The organism is Ostreibacterium oceani, assembly GCF_009362845.1.
Classification (GTDB): Bacteria; Pseudomonadota; Gammaproteobacteria; order Cardiobacteriales; family Ostreibacteriaceae; genus Ostreibacterium; species Ostreibacterium oceani.
This window is the reverse complement of the sequence record NZ_WHNW01000003.1, coordinates 179,960-201,234: the sequence shown is the minus strand read 5'-3', so window position 1 is coordinate 201,234 and position 21,275 is coordinate 179,960. Positions and strand designations below refer to the sequence as shown.

Annotated in this window: 17 protein-coding genes, 5 tRNA genes and 1 other RNA gene; 8 read left to right on the top strand and 15 right to left on the bottom strand. The window is 44.5% G+C overall.

Annotated elements, in window-relative coordinates:
• Window positions 1-116: 116 nt before the first annotated feature.
• The 8 genes from clpA to cysS all read right to left on the bottom strand — a co-directional run bounded on the left by clpA (window position 117) and on the right by cysS (window position 6,656).
• The gene (clpA, locus tag GCU85_RS04315) at window positions 117-2,357 is read right to left on the bottom strand and encodes an ATP-dependent Clp protease ATP-binding subunit ClpA (protein ID WP_152809710.1); all 2,241 of its coding nucleotides are present in this window, start codon (window positions 2,355-2,357) and stop codon (window positions 117-119) included.
• A 9-nt stretch (window positions 2,358-2,366) separates the two neighbouring features.
• Window positions 2,367-2,684, bottom strand: a complete 318-nt coding sequence (locus tag GCU85_RS04310; protein WP_152809707.1) for an ATP-dependent Clp protease adaptor ClpS — start codon at window positions 2,682-2,684, stop codon at window positions 2,367-2,369.
• Window positions 2,685-3,207: 523 nt separating this feature from the next.
• Window positions 3,208-3,284 (bottom strand) — tRNA-Pro (locus tag GCU85_RS04305).
• A gap of 135 nt (window positions 3,285-3,419) precedes the next feature.
• Window positions 3,420-4,583 carry an A/G-specific adenine glycosylase gene (mutY, locus tag GCU85_RS04300; protein ID WP_152809705.1) on the bottom strand — a complete coding sequence of 388 codons (1,164 nt, stop codon included), beginning with the start codon at window positions 4,581-4,583 and terminating at the stop codon, window positions 3,420-3,422.
• 199 nt (window positions 4,584-4,782) lie between these two features.
• Window positions 4,783-4,859, bottom strand: a tRNA-His gene (locus GCU85_RS04295).
• A 12-nt stretch (window positions 4,860-4,871) separates the two neighbouring features.
• A tRNA-Arg gene (locus GCU85_RS04290) sits at window positions 4,872-4,948 on the bottom strand.
• Between the two features lie 18 nt (window positions 4,949-4,966).
• Window positions 4,967-5,043, bottom strand: a tRNA-Pro gene (locus GCU85_RS04285).
• Window positions 5,044-5,285: 242 nt separating this feature from the next.
• Window positions 5,286-6,656 carry a cysteine--tRNA ligase gene (gene cysS, locus GCU85_RS04280; RefSeq protein ID WP_328592786.1) on the bottom strand — a complete coding sequence of 457 codons (1,371 nt, stop codon included), beginning with the start codon at window positions 6,654-6,656 and terminating at the stop codon, window positions 5,286-5,288.
• Window positions 6,657-6,796: 140 nt separating this feature from the next.
• On the opposite strand from cysS, the gene GCU85_RS04275 reads away from it, so the two are divergent.
• From GCU85_RS04275 to GCU85_RS04245, 7 genes are all read left to right on the top strand, one after another.
• On the top strand, window positions 6,797-7,330 hold the full coding sequence (locus GCU85_RS04275) for a peptidylprolyl isomerase (protein WP_152809703.1): 534 nt from the start codon (window positions 6,797-6,799) through the stop codon (window positions 7,328-7,330).
• Window positions 7,331-7,462: 132 nt separating this feature from the next.
• Entirely contained in the window at window positions 7,463-8,233 is a 771-nt protein-coding gene (locus GCU85_RS04270) for a UDP-2,3-diacylglucosamine diphosphatase (RefSeq protein ID WP_152809701.1), read from the top strand.
• Window positions 8,234-8,334: 101 nt separating this feature from the next.
• Window positions 8,335-8,847: a CBS domain-containing protein gene (locus tag GCU85_RS04265; protein ID WP_152809699.1), complete on the top strand. Its 513-nt coding sequence runs from the start codon at window positions 8,335-8,337 to the stop codon at window positions 8,845-8,847.
• Window positions 8,848-8,944: 97 nt separating this feature from the next.
• A complete protein-coding gene (locus GCU85_RS04260) occupies window positions 8,945-10,306 on the top strand; it encodes an ArsB/NhaD family transporter (protein WP_152809697.1) in 1,362 nt (453 codons plus the stop codon).
• Between the two features lie 31 nt (window positions 10,307-10,337).
• The gene (locus tag GCU85_RS04255) at window positions 10,338-10,790 is read left to right on the top strand and encodes a YraN family protein (protein WP_152809695.1); all 453 of its coding nucleotides are present in this window, start codon (window positions 10,338-10,340) and stop codon (window positions 10,788-10,790) included.
• 17 nt (window positions 10,791-10,807) lie between these two features.
• On the top strand, window positions 10,808-11,410 hold the full coding sequence (locus GCU85_RS04250; protein WP_152809693.1) for a BON domain-containing protein: 603 nt from the start codon (window positions 10,808-10,810) through the stop codon (window positions 11,408-11,410).
• A gap of 71 nt (window positions 11,411-11,481) precedes the next feature.
• The gene (locus tag GCU85_RS04245; RefSeq protein WP_152809691.1) at window positions 11,482-12,000 is read left to right on the top strand and encodes a hypothetical protein; all 519 of its coding nucleotides are present in this window, start codon (window positions 11,482-11,484) and stop codon (window positions 11,998-12,000) included.
• 822 nt (window positions 12,001-12,822) lie between these two features.
• On the opposite strand, the gene GCU85_RS04240 is transcribed toward GCU85_RS04245, so the two are convergent.
• Window positions 12,823-14,214, bottom strand: coding sequence for an IgGFc-binding protein (locus GCU85_RS04240; protein ID WP_152809689.1), 1,392 nt, complete (start codon window positions 14,212-14,214; stop codon window positions 12,823-12,825).
• Between the two features lie 164 nt (window positions 14,215-14,378).
• On the opposite strand from GCU85_RS04240, the gene rnpB reads away from it, so the two are divergent.
• Window positions 14,379-14,739: RNase P RNA component class A (gene rnpB / locus GCU85_RS04235), an RNA gene on the top strand.
• Window positions 14,740-14,959: 220 nt separating this feature from the next.
• Here the strand turns inward: rnpB and GCU85_RS04230 are convergent.
• The 6 genes from GCU85_RS04230 to GCU85_RS04205 form a co-directional block, all read right to left on the bottom strand.
• The gene (locus tag GCU85_RS04230; RefSeq protein WP_152809687.1) at window positions 14,960-15,745 is read right to left on the bottom strand and encodes a succinate dehydrogenase iron-sulfur subunit; all 786 of its coding nucleotides are present in this window, start codon (window positions 15,743-15,745) and stop codon (window positions 14,960-14,962) included.
• 30 nt (window positions 15,746-15,775) lie between these two features.
• Complete coding sequence (gene sdhA / locus GCU85_RS04225) at window positions 15,776-17,578, bottom strand: succinate dehydrogenase flavoprotein subunit (protein WP_152809685.1); 1,803 nt, start codon at window positions 17,576-17,578, stop codon at window positions 15,776-15,778.
• A 19-nt stretch (window positions 17,579-17,597) separates the two neighbouring features.
• Window positions 17,598-17,978 (bottom strand): succinate dehydrogenase, hydrophobic membrane anchor protein, encoded by a 381-nt coding sequence (gene sdhD, locus GCU85_RS04220; protein ID WP_152809683.1) that lies wholly within the window; start codon window positions 17,976-17,978, stop codon window positions 17,598-17,600.
• A gap of 10 nt (window positions 17,979-17,988) precedes the next feature.
• Window positions 17,989-18,357: a succinate dehydrogenase, cytochrome b556 subunit gene (sdhC, locus tag GCU85_RS04215; RefSeq protein WP_152809681.1), complete on the bottom strand. Its 369-nt coding sequence runs from the start codon at window positions 18,355-18,357 to the stop codon at window positions 17,989-17,991.
• A 318-nt stretch (window positions 18,358-18,675) separates the two neighbouring features.
• Window positions 18,676-18,751, bottom strand: a tRNA-Lys gene (locus tag GCU85_RS04210).
• A 236-nt stretch (window positions 18,752-18,987) separates the two neighbouring features.
• Window positions 18,988-20,949, bottom strand: coding sequence for an SLC13 family permease (locus GCU85_RS04205; RefSeq protein ID WP_152809679.1), 1,962 nt, complete (start codon window positions 20,947-20,949; stop codon window positions 18,988-18,990).
• Window positions 20,950-21,275: the final 326 nt, after the last annotated feature.

Below are 21,275 nucleotides of genomic sequence, written 5' to 3'. Positions count from 1 at the left end.
TATTATTGGGTATTGGCATTATTGGCTAGTATTATTGGCTATTCGTATTATTGGTGTTAGATTTCATCGACACCAGTTAACAGAAACTAGTTAACAAAGGCCAGTCTTACGTCCCATCAGGTCGTTGATTTCGCCAACTGTCGTTTTTGGCTTTTCAACACCAGCTGATCCAATCGGTTATCGACATTCACCACCACGTCTCCGCCTTTGGTCAAATCACCGAACAAGATTTTTTCTGACAAGGGCATCTTGATTTGCTGATTAATTAATCGAGACATGGGGCGAGCGCCCATCAACGTATCATAACCCTTGTCCAGCAACCAATTTTTAGCATTCGCTGATAGTGTTAGCGTAATACCTTGGTCGATTAGCGTTTGATTTAAATCATCGATAAATTTATCGATGATTTTCAGGATTTCGCCTCGTGCCAACGGTGAGAACTGAATCACATCACTCAACCGATTTCTAAACTCGGGGCTAAATGTCCGCTTAAGCGAGGGCGAAATATCGATTGCCGTATCACGATTGAGTCCGAGTGTAAAACCAATGCTTTGTTTTTCTAGCGTACTTGCGCCGACATTACTGGTCATAATCAGAATCACATTGCTAAAATTCACCGTCTTGCCATTGCTGTCAGTGAGTTTGCCATAATCCATCACCTGCAATAGTAAATTAAAAATGTCTGGATGGGCTTTTTCAATTTCATCTAATAACAGGACACAGTGCGGATTATTGGCAACCGTATCCGTGAGCAGCCCGCCTTGGTCATAACCGACATACCCTGGTGGCGAACCAATCAGACGAGACACCGTATGCGATTCCATATATTCTGACATATCAAATCGCACAAACTGAATTGCCAATTGTTCAGCGAGTTGCTTTGCCACTTCCGTTTTTCCGACCCCTGTTGGACCGGCGAATAAAAACGCCCCAATCGGCTGGTCAGGCGCTTTGAGTCCTGCGCGCGATAGCTTAATCGCAGACACCAATGCCGTAATCGCCGCGTCTTGGCCAAAAATCTTTTGTTGCAACGATTTTTCTAGTTGTTTCAGCAGTTTTTTATCATCTGTCGAGACAGTCTGAGACGGGATATTCACCATTTTAGCGAGGACGGTTTCAATGTCTTTTTTGCTCACACTTTTTTTGCGTGGTACACGAATCTTAGCGCTGGCCCCAGCTTCATCAATTAAGTCAATCGCTTTATCTGGAAAATAGCGGTCATGAATAAATTTATCCGCCAGTTCTACCGCTGTTTCTATGGCAGTTTTATGGTATTTGACTTGATGGAATTTTTCAAATTTAGGCTTGAGGCCGTCGAGAATCGCCACGGTATTTTCTTTGCTAGGCTCGTCTATGTTAATTTTTTGAAAGCGGCGTGCCAAGGCGGCATTTTTTTCAAAGCTTTGCTTGTATTCTTTGTGGGTTGTCGCGCCAATACAACGAATTTGTCCTGCCGATAACGCAGGTTTTAATAAGTTAGAGGCATCCAACGTACTATCCGATGTCGCCCCAGCGCCCAACAAGGTATGAATTTCATCGATAAAAATAATCACATCATCCATTTTAATCAACGCGCTAATCAAAGACTTAACCCGCTTTTCAAAATCGCCGCGATATTTCGTGCCAGCAACCATTGCCCCTAAATCAACCGCATAAATCTGGGTATCTGCCAATACAGGTGGCACATCGCCATCCACGATTTTTTTCGCCAGCCCCTCAGCGATGGCGGTCTTACCAACACCTGCTTCACCGACCAATATTGGATTGTTTTTACGCCGTCTAGACAAGACTTGGATAACACGCTCTACCTCCATCTCGCGGCCAATTAGCGGGTCAATACCGCCTTGCTCGGCAATGGCATTTAAATGATGACAAAACTGTGTCAACGGATTGCTGCTGCCTTCGTTTTCTTCGTCACTTGGCATCTCATCCGTATCTTGCCGTGATGCCAGCTGCATCAAGTCTAACTTATTGATATTTTGTTTTTTAAGAAAATAAACCGCATGGCTTTCTGTCTCATCCATCATTGAAATGAGCAGGTGTAGCCCATTGGCAATGTCTTTGCCCGCTGATTTTCTTTGCGCACTCGCCCGATCAATAATACGATGAAATGCCGACGTCGGTACTGTGTTGTCTTCGCGATTGCTGAGTTTAGGGCAGCTGTGCTGTAAAAATCCCCGTAAATTGTTCGCCAATTCGGTTACATCGACCGCCAAACTAATAAGTGCATCGCGTGTAAATGAATCCTCTTCAACCAAGGCAAGCAAGACGTGTTCAGTAGTGAAAAATTCAAAACGTGCTTGGTTTGCCTTAACAAAGGCCAAATTCAGTGTTTTCTCAAGGTTCTTATCAATCATCGGGGTCTCCTAAGCGCGCTCTGTAATACAGCGAAGTGGAAATTCATTGGCTTTTGCCGAGAGCGTCACTTGTGTCATTTTTTCCACTGCAATTTCTTTGGGGTAAGTCCCCGCTATGCCACGTTCATGTTGATGAACCTGCATGGTAATCTCATGCGCTTGCTGATAACTTTTTTTAAACAAAACCATCAACACTTCAATCACAAAATCCATCGGTGTATAGTCATCGTTTAGTAGCACAACATGGTACAAAGCGGGCGTTTCAACTGCTTGTTTTCTTTCAAATAGAACAAGACTTTGATTATCAGTTTGTGCGTTTTTTGACATCAGTGACTTATGAATACTTATGTGATTATTAGGTAATTTATTATGTAATTATTAGGTGATTCGTGTTAGCGGCGTTGATTTTTCTATTTATTTTCGACGCTAAAACCATCTATAAGCATACAAAAAATCAACTAACCATAGGGATAGTATGGTGGTATCAGCATAAAAAATCAATGCTAAGTACGCATGATTCATCATTTTGTTAGGATTTGGGTGCTATTTGATTTGTTATTTGATTTGCTATTTGATTTTTTCAAACGCAGGGCGTGTAACGATTTACCTTGGCACGTGTTTGTGAATTTGCTCAGCGTAAACGATTAACAAGGGATTAACAAGGGATTGACAGGAGATTGACAGGGGATTAACAGGCTATGGGTAAGGGGCAATGGTGGGTATAGTGCTTTTGTTTAACTCAGCTAGAACTCAGCTAAATCCCTGTTAGATGCTGCCAGACGTTGCCAATTACTACCAGGCACTACCAGGCACTACCAAGCACTACCAAGCGCCGCTACATGGCGTTAAATGGTCGGAACGAGAGGATTTGAACCTCCGACCCCTTGTCCCCCAGACAAGTGCGCTACCAGGCTGCGCTACGCTCCGACTTAACAGATTGCCTATTGTAGTGATAAATGACCAAATGTAAAGCGGCATTGCACTTAATTCGCCGCCAACGCGCCAATCGACACCCTAGCCAACGTGCTAGCCAACGTACTAGCCAACGTGCTAATCACGGTATCAACCTAACAACCCGTTGGCCAGCTTTTCAATTAGCTTTGCAACAGGCGTTGGCATCGCCACATCAACCGTTTTATTTTGACTAGTCACGGTTAAAGCTTCGATTAATACGCCTTGCGGCAAGGCATCAACCGTAACCAACACGGGGTGAATTTGCAGACGATAATGCGTAAATGCATGCTGCAATAAGGCTTTTTTTTCAACCATCAACAAGCTCACTGATAACGTATCAAGTAATGCATCAAGCTTATCTGCTATTAATTGATTCACCGTCGCCTCAGTCTGTGCCTCAGCCTGTGCCTCAGCCTGTGCCTCAGTCTGCGCCTCAGTCTGCGCCTCAGCCTGTGCCTCAACTTCCACTTCTACCGGTGATTCAGGCAGCCCCCATAACCCGCCCCAAATACCGGTATCAGGACGTTTTTCCAAATACACGCGCGTATTATCTGTCACTAACCAAAAAATCACCTGTTTAAGCGGAAGGGCTTTCTTTGTTTTTTTCGATGGATACTCACTAACACAACCATCAATACGAGCTTGACAATCAACCTGCACTGGACATTGGTGGCATTTAGGCTTTGTTCGCGTACAAACCGTTGCACCCAAGTCCATCATGGCCTGCGTGTAACTCGCACAGCGCTCGTTCGGCGTATAGTTTTCAGCCAATCGCCATAACGCTTGGCTGACTTTTGCTTGACTCGGATGCCCTGCCACCCTCGCATGCCGGCATAAAACACGCTTTACATTACCATCCAAAATGGCATGACGCTGCCCCAAAGCCAACGACAAAATCGCCCCCGCTGTAGAGCGCCCAATGCCAGGTAGCGCTTGCAGTGAATCAAACGTATCGGGAAAACGACCCTGATAATCATTGTGAATGATTTTTGCCGCTTGGTGCAGGTGGCGCGCCCGTGCGTAATAGCCTAGTCCTGCCCATAGCGCCATCACTTCATCACTGTCAGCAATCGCCAAGGCGTTAACATCAGGAAAACGCGCAATAAACGCATTAAAATACGGAATAACTGTCGTCACTTGGGTTTGCTGTAGCATGATTTCAGATACCCAAGTGTAGTAAATATAATTCGGGTTACCTGGCGCTTGCCAAGGTAGATGCTTGCGGCCATATACGTCATACCAAGCGAGGACACGGGTTGAAAAGTCTTGCATAAATCAGTGATGCGGAAAGCGTTGTGTCAAAATTTCATGGGGGGCATTTGATAAAGATTTACGTAATTACTGGCAGTTACTGGTAATCACTGGCAAACATGGGTATATCAATGGTGTTTGTAATAGCGTTTGGCGCGATTGGCGTGATTGAATAGATAATGCTAGTAATGGTGCAATAGTCGTAATTGAAGGCAATAAATGGGGTGAGTAATGGGGTTCGAACCCACGACCTCCGGAATCACAATCCAGCGCTCTAACCAACTGAGCTATACCCACCATAATATAAGATGGCGCGCTCGGCAGGACTCGAACCTGCAACCCTCGGCTTAGAAGGCCGATGCTCTATCCAGTTGAGCTACGAGCGCGCAATATGCGGTAAAAAGTGGTCGGAGCAGAGGGATTCGAACCCCCGACCCTCTGGTCCCAAACCAGATGCGCTACCAGACTGCGCTATGCTCCGAGTATTCACATACAGCAACACCCGCAAAGTTGTCTGCCGTTGCGGAGTGGATATCTTACTGACGCGCCTTCGTTTCGTCAACGATTATTTCAGCTTTTTACCCCTGATATCGATAGCTATTTAAAAAACCTGTATTTTTCATATCGCTTTTAGGTCAAGCTATCGACCTTATGCTTAGCATCACCTGTCTTTAATATGCTGTTTGTGCTTAATTGTATGCTATATGTGATGTGCTATATGTGCTATTTGTAACGCCAACTCGTTTGGCCGGCATTGTCTTCTATCGCAACGCCCATGGCATCTAGCTGGTCTCTAATTGCATCTGCGCGCGCAAAATCTTTGTCTGCACGCGCGGCGTGACGAGCCAAAATCAAATCCGCTATTGCTTTGGCATCGTCTTTACTGCCTGCCTGTAAAAAATCATCGGGATTATCTTGCAAAATACCTAAAACGCCGCCGAGGGCTTTAAGGGCACTCGCCAAGTAATTTTTTTGCTCGCTATCGACTGTTTTATTAATCGTTTTAGCAACAGAAAACAAGACACTGATTGCCTTTGCTGTATTAAAATCATCATCCATTGCCGCGAAAAACTCAGGGTATTCCAGCCGTAGTGCAGAGGCATCCACATCAAAAGACGCGGTATTTCTAAGCGTGGTATAGAGTCTTGCCAATCCATTTTCAGCGTCTTGTAGCCCGCTGTCACTGTAGTTTAGCGGGCTGCGGTAATGTGTTCCAATCACAAAAAAGCGAATAACTTCGCCTGAAAATTTGTCCAGCACATCACGAATCGTAAAAAAATTACCCAATGATTTTGACATTTTTTCTGAATCCACTTGCACAAATCCATTGTGCATCCAATAATTAACGTGTTTACCACAAACCGGTTCTGATTGGGCGATTTCACACTCGTGATGCGGAAATTTCAAATCCAATCCGCCACCGTGTATATCAAAATGATCGCCAAGGTTGGCTTTGGCCATCGCCGAACATTCGATATGCCAACCAGGGCGACCTTTGCCCCACGGCGAATCCCATGCAGGCTCATTAGGCTTTGCTGATTTCCATAGGACAAAATCTAAGGCACTGCGTTTGCCTGTGTCCACTTCAACCCGCTGACCTGCTTGTAATTCATCTAGGTTTTGGTTAGCCAGCTTGCCATAATCAGCAAAGCTATCAACTGCATAAAGCACGTCTTTGCTACTGGCCACATAAGCGTGGCCTTTGGCAATTAAGGCCTCAATTAACGCAATCATCTCGTTAACGGCCTCGGTTGCGCGGGGCTCAATCGTCGGCGCCAAGCATTTTAATGCCGTTTCGTCTTGGTGCATCGCGGTGCTAAATCGTGCCGTCAACGCATCAATTGGTTCGTTATTTTCATTAGCACGGGCAATAATTTTATCGTCAATATCGGTAATATTCCTTACATAATTAACCTGATAGCCACTGTAGCGCAAATAACGCACCACCATATCAAATACCACCAGCATACGCGCATGACCGATATGACAATAGTCATAAACGGTAATACCACAAACGTACATATTAACAATATCAGGCGTTATTGGGGTGAATACTTCTTTTTGGCGTGTTAGTGAATTATGAATTTTTAGCACATTGTCCTCAACGTTTATTGATTTAGAATGAATCGCAGCATAAAGGAGAAAGTGTACAACAATTTAACGTTTTTTTCAGTTATACTATAAAAATATTCCATTTCTAATCACTATTAATTTAAGAGGCACAGCGAATTTCTATGACAAAAGTAATGCTTAAGACTACCCACGGTGATATTGAAATCACACTCGATTTGGATAAAGCCCCCAAAACGTCTGCTAATTTTTTAGAGTACGTCAGCGCTGGTTTTTACAATGACACCATTTTTCACCGCGTGATTGCCGATTTTATGATTCAGGGCGGTGGATTCGTTGAATCAATGGATCGTAAAACAACCGATGACCCCATCAAAAACGAAGCCAACAACGGCCTTAAAAACGACAAAGGCACTATCGCAATGGCACGTACCAATGACCCCCACTCTGCGACATCGCAATTCTTTATTAATCTCAAGGACAATGATTTTTTAAACTTTCGTGATGAGAATATGCAAGGCTGGGGCTACGCGGTATTCGGCAAAGTCAGCCAAGGCATCGAAGTCGTTGAAGCCATTGGCCAAACAAAAACTGGCGTTCATATGGGCATGAAAGATGTTCCCGTTGAGCCTGTCGTCATCCATCAAGCAATGGTCATCGAAGACACGGCAGACGCGACACCACAGGAGTCATCGTAGTCAGCCCATCACAGTAATACGACAGAAGTCTGACAGAAGTCTGCCTAGCCTCCTAGTTTATTGCCTTATATCATTACCTTCTAGCTTATTCTTCTCGTTTATTATTGTCTTCCAGCTTACTGCCACCCTCATATGCGAAAAACATTCTTTATTGCTGATTTACATTTAGACGATAGCCACACGCAGAGTGTGGCGATGTTTGAGCGTTTTATTGCCCGATTACACCACGAACACCAAGCACCGATAACGCAAATAGATGGGCTTTATATTTTAGGCGATTTATTTGAATACTGGCTAGGTGATGATTGCCTCTCTCACACCGCTCAACGCGTCGCAGATAGGTTATCACAACTCAACCAAGCCGGCATCCCTATCTATTTCCAACACGGCAATCGCGATTTCCTATTAAAGCAATCCTACGCCGACCGTTGTCAAATGCAGTTATTACCCGAGCACGCCGTCATTAATTTGTATGGGCAAAGCACCCTCATCGCGCACGGTGATACCTTATGCACAGACGACGTCGCCTATCAGAATTTTCGCGCCAAGACACGGACAGCGCAATGGCAGCATCGCATTTTATCTTTACCGCGCTGGGTTAGAAAAGCCCAAGCGCGTTATTACCGCATCCGCTCACAGATGGCGAATCGAAATAAAGTGCGAAGCATGATGGATGTCAATAAACAAACGGTATTAACCGTTATGAAAACCCACCAAGTCAACACGCTAATTCATGGCCACACGCACCGCCCAGACTTACACGAATACCCATCTAACGGCAAGCCTTATCGGCGCTATGTGCTCGGCGATTGGGAAAACACCCCCACGATGGTTGAAGCCACGCCTAGCGCAATACGGCTGTTGACGTTAGACGAAATAACACAAACTCAGTATATCAACTAACATTTTGACTTAAAAAAATAAAAAATAATAAGAAAATTACCGATAATCAGAACACACGATAACAAACACACGATAACAAATACACTACAGGAGACCAACCCATGTCACTACTTTGCAAAGATGTTATGCTAACCGACCAGCCTGTCCTCAAAGCGACAGACACCATGCGTCTAGCTTACCCGCTGATTCGTCAAAAAGGCGTGCGGTTTTTGCCCGTCATCGACGACGATGGTAAGTATTTGGGTGTTTTTACGTCATCCACACTCGTTCGCCTGCTGCTACCTACTGCACTGACCATACACCCTAACCGAAAAGATGCCGACACAGGTATCGGGCATCTACATTTTTTTCATATGAAAGAAAACGACTTTCACGAGCGACTTGAAGCCATTCAAGATGAAAAAGTGGTTGATTATTTATCTGAAGCGAGTAATATCCCCACAGCAAAACCAGAAACACCCATTTTGGAAGGTGTTTTGTTGCTTTATAAATACAAACGCCATGTCGTGATTGTCGATGAAAACACCCATCAATATAAGGGGCTGTTGACCATTCACTCAGTATTGGATAATATTTTCGGGCCTTATGACCTGCCGAATGACCTAAAAGAATGACCTAAAAGAATGATTTTACAAACTCGTTTTGGCAACCCCATTTAACAATTCAACAACAAACCAATGACAACCCTTTAACAACTAAGGTACTGACACAATGAGTACACAACCCGCCCTTTCACACGACGCGACTTTCGCCCTCGCTGATATACTCAGCATCGATCCTGTTTGGATTGCAGGTACCATTTTAATCCTGACCTACGCTGTATTAGTCACCGAAAAAATCAACCGCGCGATTTTAGCCATGCTGGGCGCTGGTTTGATGATTATTCTCGGCATTTTAAATCAAGAACAAGCCATCAATGGGATTGATTTTAATACGCTGGCGCTATTAATCGGGATGATGGTGATTGTTAGCGTGACGAGCCAATCGGGTCTATTCCAATACGTTGCTATCAAGTCGGCCAAGTCCGTCAAAGCCAATCCAATGGGTATTTTGATTATGCTCATGCTGGTTACGATGGTGTTTTCCGCCCTACTCGATAACGTCACGACGGTACTGCTGATTGCGCCGATTACGTTGCTAATAACCGATGCGCTGGGCGTCCGTGTTTTTCCTTATTTCTTTGCGGAAATTTTAGCCTCGAATATCGGCGGTACTGCGACGCTGATTGGTGACCCGCCTAACATTATCATCGGTTCAGCGGCTAATTTAAGCTTTAATCAATTTGTAGTCAATCTCGCCCCTGTCGCCATATTCACTATGCTTATTGTCATTGTGATTATATTTCTCATTTATCGCAAAGACTTAACGGCAAGCGATGAAGCACGCGAAAAAATCATGCTCTTTCGAGAAAATGAAGCCATCACTGACAAAGGCCTCGTCGTCAAAAGCCTAGCGACACTTGCATTGGTTATTTTTGGTTTTACTGTTGGGCATAGCTACGGCATTCAACCTGGCACATCCGCACTGGCTGGCGGTGCACTGATTCTGTTTTTAGCTTACTGGAAGCAAGACCCCGAAACACAAAACGAAAGCGTTCACCATATTTTCAGCGAAGTTGAGTGGGTAACGATTTTCTTTTTTGCGGGATTATTTATCATCGTTGCTGGCGTTGAGCAGACTGGCATTCTCCACGAAATCGGCCAAAAAATGATCAATTTTACCGATGGCGACATGATGCAAACTGCCTTTATTGTGCTGTGGGTCTCTGGTATTTTATCAGCGCTCTTAGATAACATCCCTTTTGTTGCCACCATGATTCCGTTAATTGAATCGACCGAATCGACCTTTGGTAGCGGTGAAGCTATCCACCCACTATGGTGGTCGTTAGCACTGGGGGCCTGTTTTGGCGGCAATGGCTCGCTGATTGGCGCCAGCGCTAACTTAACCGTTGCTGCTTACGCCGCCAAAGCCAAACAACCGATTGGTTTTATTCAATTTACCATTCGCGCATTCCCGATTATGTTATTAACCCTTGCCATTGCCAATGTTTACATATGGTTACGCTATTTTTAAGCGAATTAAACTTATCAAACGTATTAAACGCATGACTGCAAACCATCGCCCCGCAGCGGCGACAGAAAGCAGTTGCACAGAGAACAGCCGCGCAGAGAACAGACGAACAGAGAGCAGGCACGCAGAGAATAACCGCAGCCGCGAAACAGGGTTTCACTGCGAAAAAATAGCCAAACAGTTTTTAAAAAAACAAGGGCTTAAAGGGGTTTGTGAGAATTACCACAGTCGCTTTGGTGAAATTGATTTGATTATGCAAGATGGCAACACACTGGTCTTTGTCGAAGTCAAAAGCCGCCAAATCAACGCCCAAGTGAGCGCCGTAGAATCCATCTCTGCGCAAAAAATACAGAAAATAATCAAAACCGCCGAGCATTATTTGTTACAATTATCAGAAATACCTGATTGTCGTTTTGATGTCATCGCCGTGACACACAATCATCAACTTTCAGATTATACTATTGAATGGATTAAAGCCGCATTTTAAACACTGGAGACCTCATTATGATTATGCCCAACCTGACTTTGCAAAAACTATGCCTTACTTTGTTACTTTCAAGTGTTTTCGCACTGCACGGTTGCACCGCTTTAGTCGTCGGTGGTGCGGCAGGCGCGACAGCCAAAACTGTCCACGACCGTAGAACACCAGGCACTGTGATTGATGACAAAAATTTGGAATTGCTCATTACTAAATCATTACTCGGCGATAAATACCTAAACGACTACAGCAACACCAACCTAACGGTATTCAATGGCGTTGTGCTGGTTACGGGTGAAGCCAGTAGTAACGAGGTACGCACACGAATCCTAACCCTAGTCAAAAATACGCCTAACGTCAAACGTGTCGAGAGCGACATTATCATCGGCCCTAAAAGCAGCCTGTTAAGTCGTGGTAGTGACAGCGCAATTACGGGACAAGTGAAAACGGCACTCCTTTCGCTTAATATGGAAAATTTTGACCCGACCTTAATTAATGTCAGTACTGAGCGCGGCAATGTTTATCTGATGGGCATCGTGTCTCGCGCAGAAGCCGACGCCATCGCTGAAAAAGCGCGGCGCATACGTGGCGTTAAATCGGTCACAAAAGTTTTTGAATATGTCGATTAAATTGTTATACTCCACTATCTAATGGTTAATTATTTTTAATCTCATACAAACACAATTATCAGGAGTAACGCATGAAAGCAACACTATTAAAGCTAAAACAGCATTCCCATTACGGCGTTATCGTGCTACTTTCGTTATTATTAACGGGCTGCATCACCACGGGAACGGCACTTAGCCAAACCAATGTAAACCAAATTCAGCGTGGCATTACCAGCGAAGCAGAAATTAGACAAATGTTTGGTGAACCCGTCACACTCAAAACAAATCAAAAACAAGGTTGGAAGAGACTCACTTACGGATACAAAAATGACGACAGCATCAAAAAAGTCGCCGCAGGAACGGGTGGCGCAGTGGTTGGTGGCGCATTAGGCAGCCAAATTGGCGGTGGCAGCGGCAGTGCCATTGCAGGCAGTTTAGGTGCCATTGCAGGTGGCTTTTTGGCTAGCAATGCAGTGACCGCACGCCGAGAAGAGCAGTATCTAGAAGTCTATATCAGCCTCAATACGGGGCGTGTCAGCGACTTTAACTATATCGAAGAAAAGTCACGTTCACAAAAAATCGGCGTCAGCTCTGGTGTCAATCCACTGTAAGTAATGCAAAAATTAAAATAATGCAGACAATGTAAAAAATAGCTTGGACAAAAATTCACAAAAATAAAAGTTCAAAGCGGTAACCATTCAAGGGCAACGACAGGTTGCCCTTTTTTATTTCTTTTTTTTATCTCCTCCGCTTTATCTTCCCGCTTCATCTTCTGTAAACGATAACCGCTAAATACCGATTGCCCTGAACGCCAAGCGCTGTAAATCCCAATCGCTGTAAATCCCAATCGCTGTAAATCCCAACCGCTGTAAATGTCAACCGCCTTGAATACGAGTTACTTTATTTTAATTGCTATTTTCCCGAATTTGCTAACTATGAATTTGCTAACTATGACTTTTCTGGCTATCACTTTTCGGTTAGCGCGTTATTTCTGAGCAGAATATTTCGAGCAAAAAAAAGTCAGGCATGAAACATACCTGACGAATACAACCACCAAAAGGATAAGAGGAGATAACTTAAACATTCTATTTCTCAAATTATACAACTTGAAAAATAATTGTCAAAATAATTTATAAAAATATTTAAAAAAGTTATTTTGCAATATTGTGTCCAGCAAGCTCGACTTAAGGTCATTGAACCTGCTACAAAATAATCGATTTTATGTTGTTGCGAACTATTCGCCCTTATTTGTTAGGCTTTATTTATTCTCGATTTATTCTCGGTTAGTCGTTTATAGCTCAGGGGGATTTAATGGCATTAAAAAAACCAGCTTTAATAGCTGGCTTTTTAAATTCGCTCTACCTATTGAAATATAAGAATTTTTCAGCCTGTAGACCTATTTGCTTCACTCCATGCTATCGTGTAGTAAGGGATTAACCAATGGTATTACTCACGCCCAAACAAATCCGCCGCCGTATAGCTAACCCCAACAACCCTAGTCCCAACAACCCTAATACCGCCAAGGCTAAACTATAAAAATGTAAACTGGGAACCGGGGTTGCTTTTGACAAAGGCGACGCGCCTGGGGAATTGCTCGTCCCAAGTATGGTGAAGTAACTTTCAATATTACCGTAACCTGACAGCGTAGCAATAAATCGTTCATCCGCCTCAATTAAGCCTGCCATACCTGCTGGCACTTGAACATTGCCATAACTAAATCCAGAGCCTGCAACCGACACAAACCCGCTGGTATCCACCAAAGCGCCATTAAGCGTTAAACTTGCCAAAGCACTCGTTGGAATCGCTATCGAGAGATAATGTCGCTCGATATTACTGTCCATCACATCAGGCGCAAAAAAAACATAGGTGTCTAAACCTTGGTCGGCGCCGGGCAGAAAAGTTAACCCTGGGTCACCATCGCCGGCAATGATATTACTTTTTAGCAGTTGCGCGACCAAAACAGGCTCACTGGTTGTTAAGTAATCTCCTGATGTGGTGTCAAATTGATAAAACTCCCCTGCATTGATAGTCGCAACTAATGCGCCATTTAAGGTAACCTCAGTATTATCTGTATTTGCCACGACATAAACCAAATTTCCCTCATTCGCAAATTCAGTTTCTGGAATGACGTATGTTGTTGCGTACTGGCTCGTTGGTGGCAATTGCGTAAATAGGTGATCAAATGCTGAATTTGTTCCAATATAGAGATGCTTATTCCCCGAAAATACGGCTATCGGGTTATCTGCGCTAACTAAACTACCTGTTAATGTACCGTTTGAGGCGATGTACAAGACGGATTCCCCAGCATCTAAGACCACATTAAACGGAACACCAGCAGGTTGCCCTGAATCCAAATCGACATTAGGCACAACCGTCACTGTCGTATTGTCAACCGTCGCCGTAATTGACATTTGTGCAGCTCTGTTAACATTTAAGCTAGGGAAGGTGACGACTCGGTACTCCGTCCCTAATGCTTCCAAATCAAGCAAATAAGTCATGTCCGTCGTTGGATTGTCTTGATTGAGCAGATAGCCGCTGATAGGACTGTTTGATGTGACCAACAGCGCCTTTTGCTCAATGCTGTCTGCATCAGCATTTAATAATATTTGAGATTTCGGCACGACAATTTCCACATAGCCATCGACACCAATCGTAAAAGCCGTATTATTGAATATCCCATCATTGCTATTAATTGCGCCCGTCACCCCAGGCTCACCAAAAACATACAAAGTAATATTACTACTGTTAGGATCGGCACCATTATGCGCCACTGCAATAAAATCAGCAAACCCTAACGAACTAAATAGCAATGCTGCTAAAGTCATCAAGCATTTTCTCATTAATCGTTTAATCAAAACACATACCTCTAAATTTTATAAAAATTGTTTGTCCCTACATATTAACATAAGTTTAACGACTGCTTACACAAATAACCAACACATAACCACAATGGGCTTTACTATTTGATTAAAGCCGTTACAATACGTGCTGAGTCGGTCGGATAGTCGCTGCAAAAGCAGAGGAAAGTCCGGACTCCATCGGGTAGCGTGCCGGATAACGTCCGGGCAGCGAGAGCTGACAGCCAGTGCAACAGAGAGCAGACCGCCATGCCTATGGCGTGGTAAGGGTGAAAGGGTGCGGTAAGAGCGCACCGCGTCAATGGCAACATTTGATGGCAAGGTAAACCTCACGCGGAGCAAGACCAAATAGGAATGCAACAAGCTAGCTTTGCTACGCTTGACGCTGTGACCCACAGTGCATTCGGGTAGGTCGCTAGAGTGTATTGGCAACAATACACCCAGATAAATGGCTATCAACTACAGAATCCGGCTTATAGACCGACTCATTTTTTCTTTTTTTATTGGCTGCTTCTGCATGCTTTCCTACTACCTAGAATTGCCTAACAGTTGCCTAGCAATTGCCTAGTAGCGAACTAGGCGCTGCCTAAGTACTGTTTAAGTACCGCCTAGAGCTAGTTTAGATACCACTTAGTTACGCCTAGTTACGCCTAGTTACGCCTAGTTACGCCTAGTTACGCTTACGCCTGGACTTAGTTACAATATACAGCAGTCACAGCTGGCGTTCGGCCATTTTTAGCTTGATTTCCGCGATAGCTTTGGCTGGGTTTAACCCTTTGGGGCACGCCTGTGTACAATTCATAATGGTATGACAGCGATACACTTTAAATGGATCTTCTAACGCATCAAGGCGCTCACCTGTCGCTTCATCACGCGAATCTTTTATCCACCGATTGGCTTGCAGTAATGCAGCGGGCCCTAAATAACGCTCACTGTTCCACCAATACGAGGGGCACGATGTCGAACAACAGGCACACAAAATGCACTCATACAAACCGTCTAATTCTGTACGATCTTCAATAGATTGAAGTCGTTCTTTGTCTGGCGGCGCTGGTGTATCAGACTGTAACCACGGCTTAATCGAAGCATACTGTGCATAAAAGTGGGTCAAATCAGGGATTAGGTCTTTAACTACCTGCATATGTGGCAGTGGCGAGATGTCGATAGTACCCTTAAAATCTTCGATGGCTTTGGTACACGCCAAGGTATTTTCACCACCGATATTCATCGCGCACGAACCACAAATCCCCTCGCGGCAAGAACGTCTGAATGCCAGTGTGGTATCAACCTCGTTTTTGATTTTAATCAGCGCATCCAACACCATCGGCCCGCATTGATCCATATCAATCTCATAGGTGTCGTAGCGTGGATTTTCACCCGTATCAGGTTCCCATCGATAAATTTTAAACGTGCGTATATTCGTTGCACCATTGGGCGCTCGATAGATTTGCCCATTTTTTTTGATAATCGAGTTGGCTGGTAATGTAAACTCTGCCATAGTGATAACCTCTTAGTAAGCTTGTGCTAATTAATAAACACGTTTTTTAGGCTCGATATAAGCCACTTCATCTGTCAATGTATAGGTATGAACAGGACGATAATCAATGCGAACCTTGCCATCATTGCTATTTACATCTAACCACGTCAAGGTATGCTTCATCCAATTGTCATCATCCCTATCGCTAAAATCATCACGGGCGTGCGCACCACGGGATTCTGTACGATTATCAGCGGCTTTAATCGAAACCATCGCGCACTGCAATAAATTTTCCAATTCTAACGTTTCGACCAAATCGGTATTCCAGACCAAGCTTCTATCCGCCACGGCCACATCAGCAAAGCTCGCATAGGTTTTTTCTAATTTTTCTATGCCTTGGCGCATGATGTCACCTGTACGGAAAACCGCCGCATGGGTTTGCATTGTCTGTTGCATTTCAGCACGAATGTCTGCTGTTTTACATGAGCCACTGGCGTTTCTAAACTGATCAAATCGGGCAATCGCCTTGTCGATAGCCGCCGCAGGGGCTTTGATCGTGGTTGCTTCGGTATCGATAATTTCTTGGCAACGAATCGCCGCTGCTCGACCAAATACGACAATATCTAACAACGAATTAGACCCCAAGCGATTAGCGCCATGCACAGAAACACAAGCCGCTTCGCCAATCGCCATCAATCCAGGGACAACGTGGTCAGGGTTATCGCCCTTTTGCGTCACCACTTCACCCAAATAATTCGTGGGAATACCCCCCATATTATAATGCACCGTTGGCAATACTGGGATGGGGGCTTTGCTAACATCGACACCTGCAAAAATTTTTGCCGTCTCCGCAATGCCAGGTAAACGCTTGTTAATCACATCTGCGCCTAGATGCTCTAGGTGCAAAAAGATATGGTCTTTGTTTTTACCAACACCACGTCCTTCGTTTATTTCCATCGTCATGGCGCGAGAAACCACATCTCGTGAAGCCAAGTCTTTGGCATTTGGAGCGTAACGCTCCATAAAGCGTTCGCCTTCGCTATTGGTTAAAAAACCGCCCTCACCGCGACAACCTTCGGTCATCAAGCACCCTGAGCCATAAATACCCGTTGGATGAAACTGTGTAAATTCCATGTCTTGTAATGGCAACCCTGCGCGTAAAATCATGGCATTGCCATCGCCTGTACACGTATGGGCAGACGTTGCTGACAAGTACGCACGACCATAACCACCTGTGGCTAGCACGACCATCTTGGCATGAAAAACATGTAATTTGCCTGTCGCTAAATCCCACGCGAGCACGCCTCGGCATACTTCGCCATCTTCACTCATCAACAAGTCTGTGGCAAAGTATTCAATAAAAAATTCTGCTTCGTGCTTTAATGACTGTTGGTACAGTGTATGTAAAATCGCATGACCTGTACGATCTGCTGCGGCACAGGTGCGCTGTGCTTGGCCTTCCCCAAAATTAGTCGTCATACCACCAAATGGGCGCTGGTAAATTTTACCCGCTTCGGTGCGTGAAAATGGTACGCCTTGGTGCTCTAACTCAATGACAGCTGGCACGGCCTCGCGACACATGTATTCAATCGCATCTTGGTCGCCTAGCCAATCTGAGCCTTTGACCGTATCGTACATATGCCACTGCCATTTGTCTTCGCCCATATTGCCAAGTGCCGCGGACATACCGCCTTGCGCGGCAACGGTATGCGAACGTGTCGGAAACACTTTGGTGACACAGGCAGTTTTTAATCCTTTTTCAGCCATGCCAAACGTCGCCCGTAATCCCGCACCACCTGCGCCGACAACAACAACGTCATAGACATGTTCAATAATTTCGTAATCAGTTTGCATTCGTCAATCCCCTTGGTGGTTAGCTAAGCGCAATAAATAATACAGATAGGATGCCTAATAAGGCAAAAAATGCCACAGCCAATCGTAGGGCAATCAATAGGGCTAATTTGGCTTTTTTCGAACTAATGTAGTCTTCGATAATAATTTGCACACCGAGCATACCGTGATAAAAAGCGGCACACAAAAATAACAGTAGTGTTGTGGTCCAAAAGGGATTCGATAGCTTATCAGCAACTTCGGAAAAACGCTCAGCCGCAAGCAATGACATCAAAAAACAAACAAACAAAAAAGTCAATGGAATCAACGCAACCGCCGTAAAACGTTGATGAATAAAATGCGCTGTCCCGCTGCCTGCTGCGCCTTGACCTTTGGCCTTTTTTAGTGGCGTTCTAAATTTCATCGTATCGCTCCTAAAATAAACGGAATAACCAAGTCAACACGGTCAAAACCACCGCACCAACCAGCGCCATTAATGCCGATTTTTCCGCGCATTTAATCGAAAAACCATACCCTAAATCCCAGCCAAGATAGCGTAATCCATTACATAGATGGAAATAAATGCACAAACACCAAACAAACCAAAAAGCATTCATCAAAAATCCGCTCGCCGAAAAATGGCTGCTACCCCCCATGGCTATTGTCGCTAGGTGCAAAACCAAAACAACCAGCCCCAAACACATATATAGCCCCGTTGCACGGTGTAATATTGAACTAAGCATGGTGATACGCCAGCGATAAACTTGCAAATGCGGCGACGTTGGACGATTGTCAGTAGACATTGATAACACCTTTTTAATCTGAGAGTTAGATGAAGCGCTTCGATTAATTTAATATAATCTAATACCGACATAGTTTATCAAAATTACCCGACATTAAAAACTATTAATCGTGATTTTATCACTGCTAGCGCGAACACGGCCCATTAGACAACCTATAAGACAGCCTATTAAACAGCCTATTCAATAGATAGACTCACCTGCAAAATTACACGCAAGCAGGCATTTAGGCAAAAACAATCACCTCACCTAGCGATGCAATAAGAATAAAAAGAAAGGGGAAAGGGGAATTGAATGATGAGATTTAAGAATGAGATTAAGTGGTGGGTCGTATAGGATTCGAACCTATGACCAATTGGTTAAAAGCCAACTGCTCTACCAGCTGAGCTAACGACCCACTTGGTTGGAAGTGCATATAATAACGTCAAAACATATTTTCGCAAGTTTTTTCCGCTAAAAATCGCAAAAAAATCGATTATAATGGACTTTGTTTGCACTTTATCTTTGTCGTTTCAAGCGCTAAAATTTTGCCAGCAACCGATTACCCCCCAATCATCCGACACCCACTTTCTAACCCAGAAAACACACCAGCCTATTTAAAAACCGTCAATCATCAATACTATGCTCGCCTCATCAGTAAAACCACGTCAGCATCAGCATCAAAACGAGCAAAAACAACACGGTCATGATGCCCCCTGCTTTGATAAAGTCTTTGACTGCATACCCGCCTGGCCCCATAATCAAGGCATTGACTTGGTGGGTCGGAATCAAAAATGAATTCGATGTCGCCAACGCAACCGTCAATGCAAATAACGCAGGATTGGCATCAATCCCGATAGCAATATTAATCGCCAGCGGAACCAACAAAACTGTCGCCCCGACATTAGACATCACTAACGTAAACAAAGTCGCCAATATCGCAACCGCCAGCTGAATTTGCCAAGCAGGCCAACCATCTAATGCCGTCAAGGTTAAATCGGCAATCCATTTGGCCGTACCCGACAGCTCGACTGCCATACCCAGCGGAATCAAACTGGCCAATAAAAAAACCGTTTTCCAACTAACCGCCGCATAGGCCTCCTCCATGTTAAGCACACCGCCTAACACCATTCCTAGTGCACCAACTAACAACGAAACCGATAACGGCAATGACGTAAACAACACCAAAGAAAGCGCAACGACCAGTGAAAACAAAGCGATGCCGACTTTATTCGGGCGATTTTTCTCTCTGGGGTAATTTGATGTCACAACAACCATATCCCGCTGATCTTCAAAATCATTTAAGTCCTTCCAGTTAGAATAAAAAACCAAAGTATCTCCTGCAACGAACGGCATACTGCGAACATCCTGACCGATACTCACGACTTCTTCGCCGCGAATAACGGCAAGCACCGACATTCCGTGTTCGCTACGCAGACGAATATCACGCGCAGATGAGCCGACTAATGGCGAACTCGGATGAACAACCGCCTCTGATAACCCTGACTGTGATGGATTAATGATTTCACTTAATCGATTGATTTTTTTAGCTTGAATCAGATCATACTTCTCTATAAACGCATCAATCGAATCGACGTCGCCAACAAGCGCTAAAATATCTAGCCCTTCCACTGTTTCCGACAAAGGCAGGTAACCCGCGCCATGCTTACTCACGCCTTGCGACAACATGGCAACGGCACGCACATTGAATCGCGTTTCAAAGTCGCCCAAGGTTTTCCCAACTAACTCGCTGGCATTAGGCACTTGCACTTCAACAATAGTAAAGTTTAGTCCGTAGGTTTTTTTGTAATAAGACAGTGACATACTGGCGTCCGTTTTGAGGGCTTTGCTTTTAGGTAAGACCCATCGACCGAGCACGATGAAATACAGCACACCAACAAAAATCATTGTTAGCCCGATTGGCGTGACTGAAAACAAACCAAACCGTGCTATCTGTTGATCTGCAGGCAAATTCATATTTGCCGAATCAATCAAGTCATTCAATAGAATTAATGGACTAGAACCAACCAAGGTCATCGTGCCGCCTAAAATCGCACAAAATCCCATGGGCATTAATAGCCTTGACATCGCGATACCTGAGCGAGAAGAAATCCGCCCAATCACAGGCAAAAATAGCGCGGCTGCACCGACATTTTGCATAAAGCTTGAGATTACTCCCACCGAGCTAGAAATGACCGAAATGATACGCGACTCACTGCTACCACCGAGCCGCATAATGAATTTTGCCACCACCCCCATTACACCTGTCATATCTAATCCTGCCCCGATAATCATCACCGCAATTATCGACATCACCGCATTAGACTTAAATCCATCAAACAGTGCGCCATCAGGCACAAGTGCCGCAGACAACCCCATATAGGGATAAAATAACGCACTAAGCCCTAGTAAAACCATAATGGCAATGGCTGCCACATCAACCGGCAATACTTCAAAAACAAACAAATAGATAGTCAATAACAAAAAACCAACCACCCAAGCAACTGCCGTGCTAGGCGTTTGTAAAATCACCCAAGCACCCAACACCACAAACAGCGCTGCTGCGCCTGTTAAACGCAGTATCCGCCCTTCATGTGTTTCATTTCTACCTTCCAAACTAATTTCCTCGCTGCGGTTGCGAACCCTGTGCGACTTTTCTCGGCAAGCGCCATCGTCTAAGCCAGTGTCAGCCAATTAATAGTATTTAATATAGTATAAAGGGATATTGCCCACAATGCTAGGCAGTGTGGACGACTCATGAATTTTTTGTAACGTGCACTGATTGTCCGATACGGCTATTGGAAAGCATTTTACTGCCCAAAGCACCAGCTCTGTCGTGTCAAATAAGCCGTATCAGATGAGCCTTAAATGAGTCTCAAATAAGTCACCCTCAGATTAACCACATCCGATATACCGCACAGGCATGCTATTTGTATTTGTAT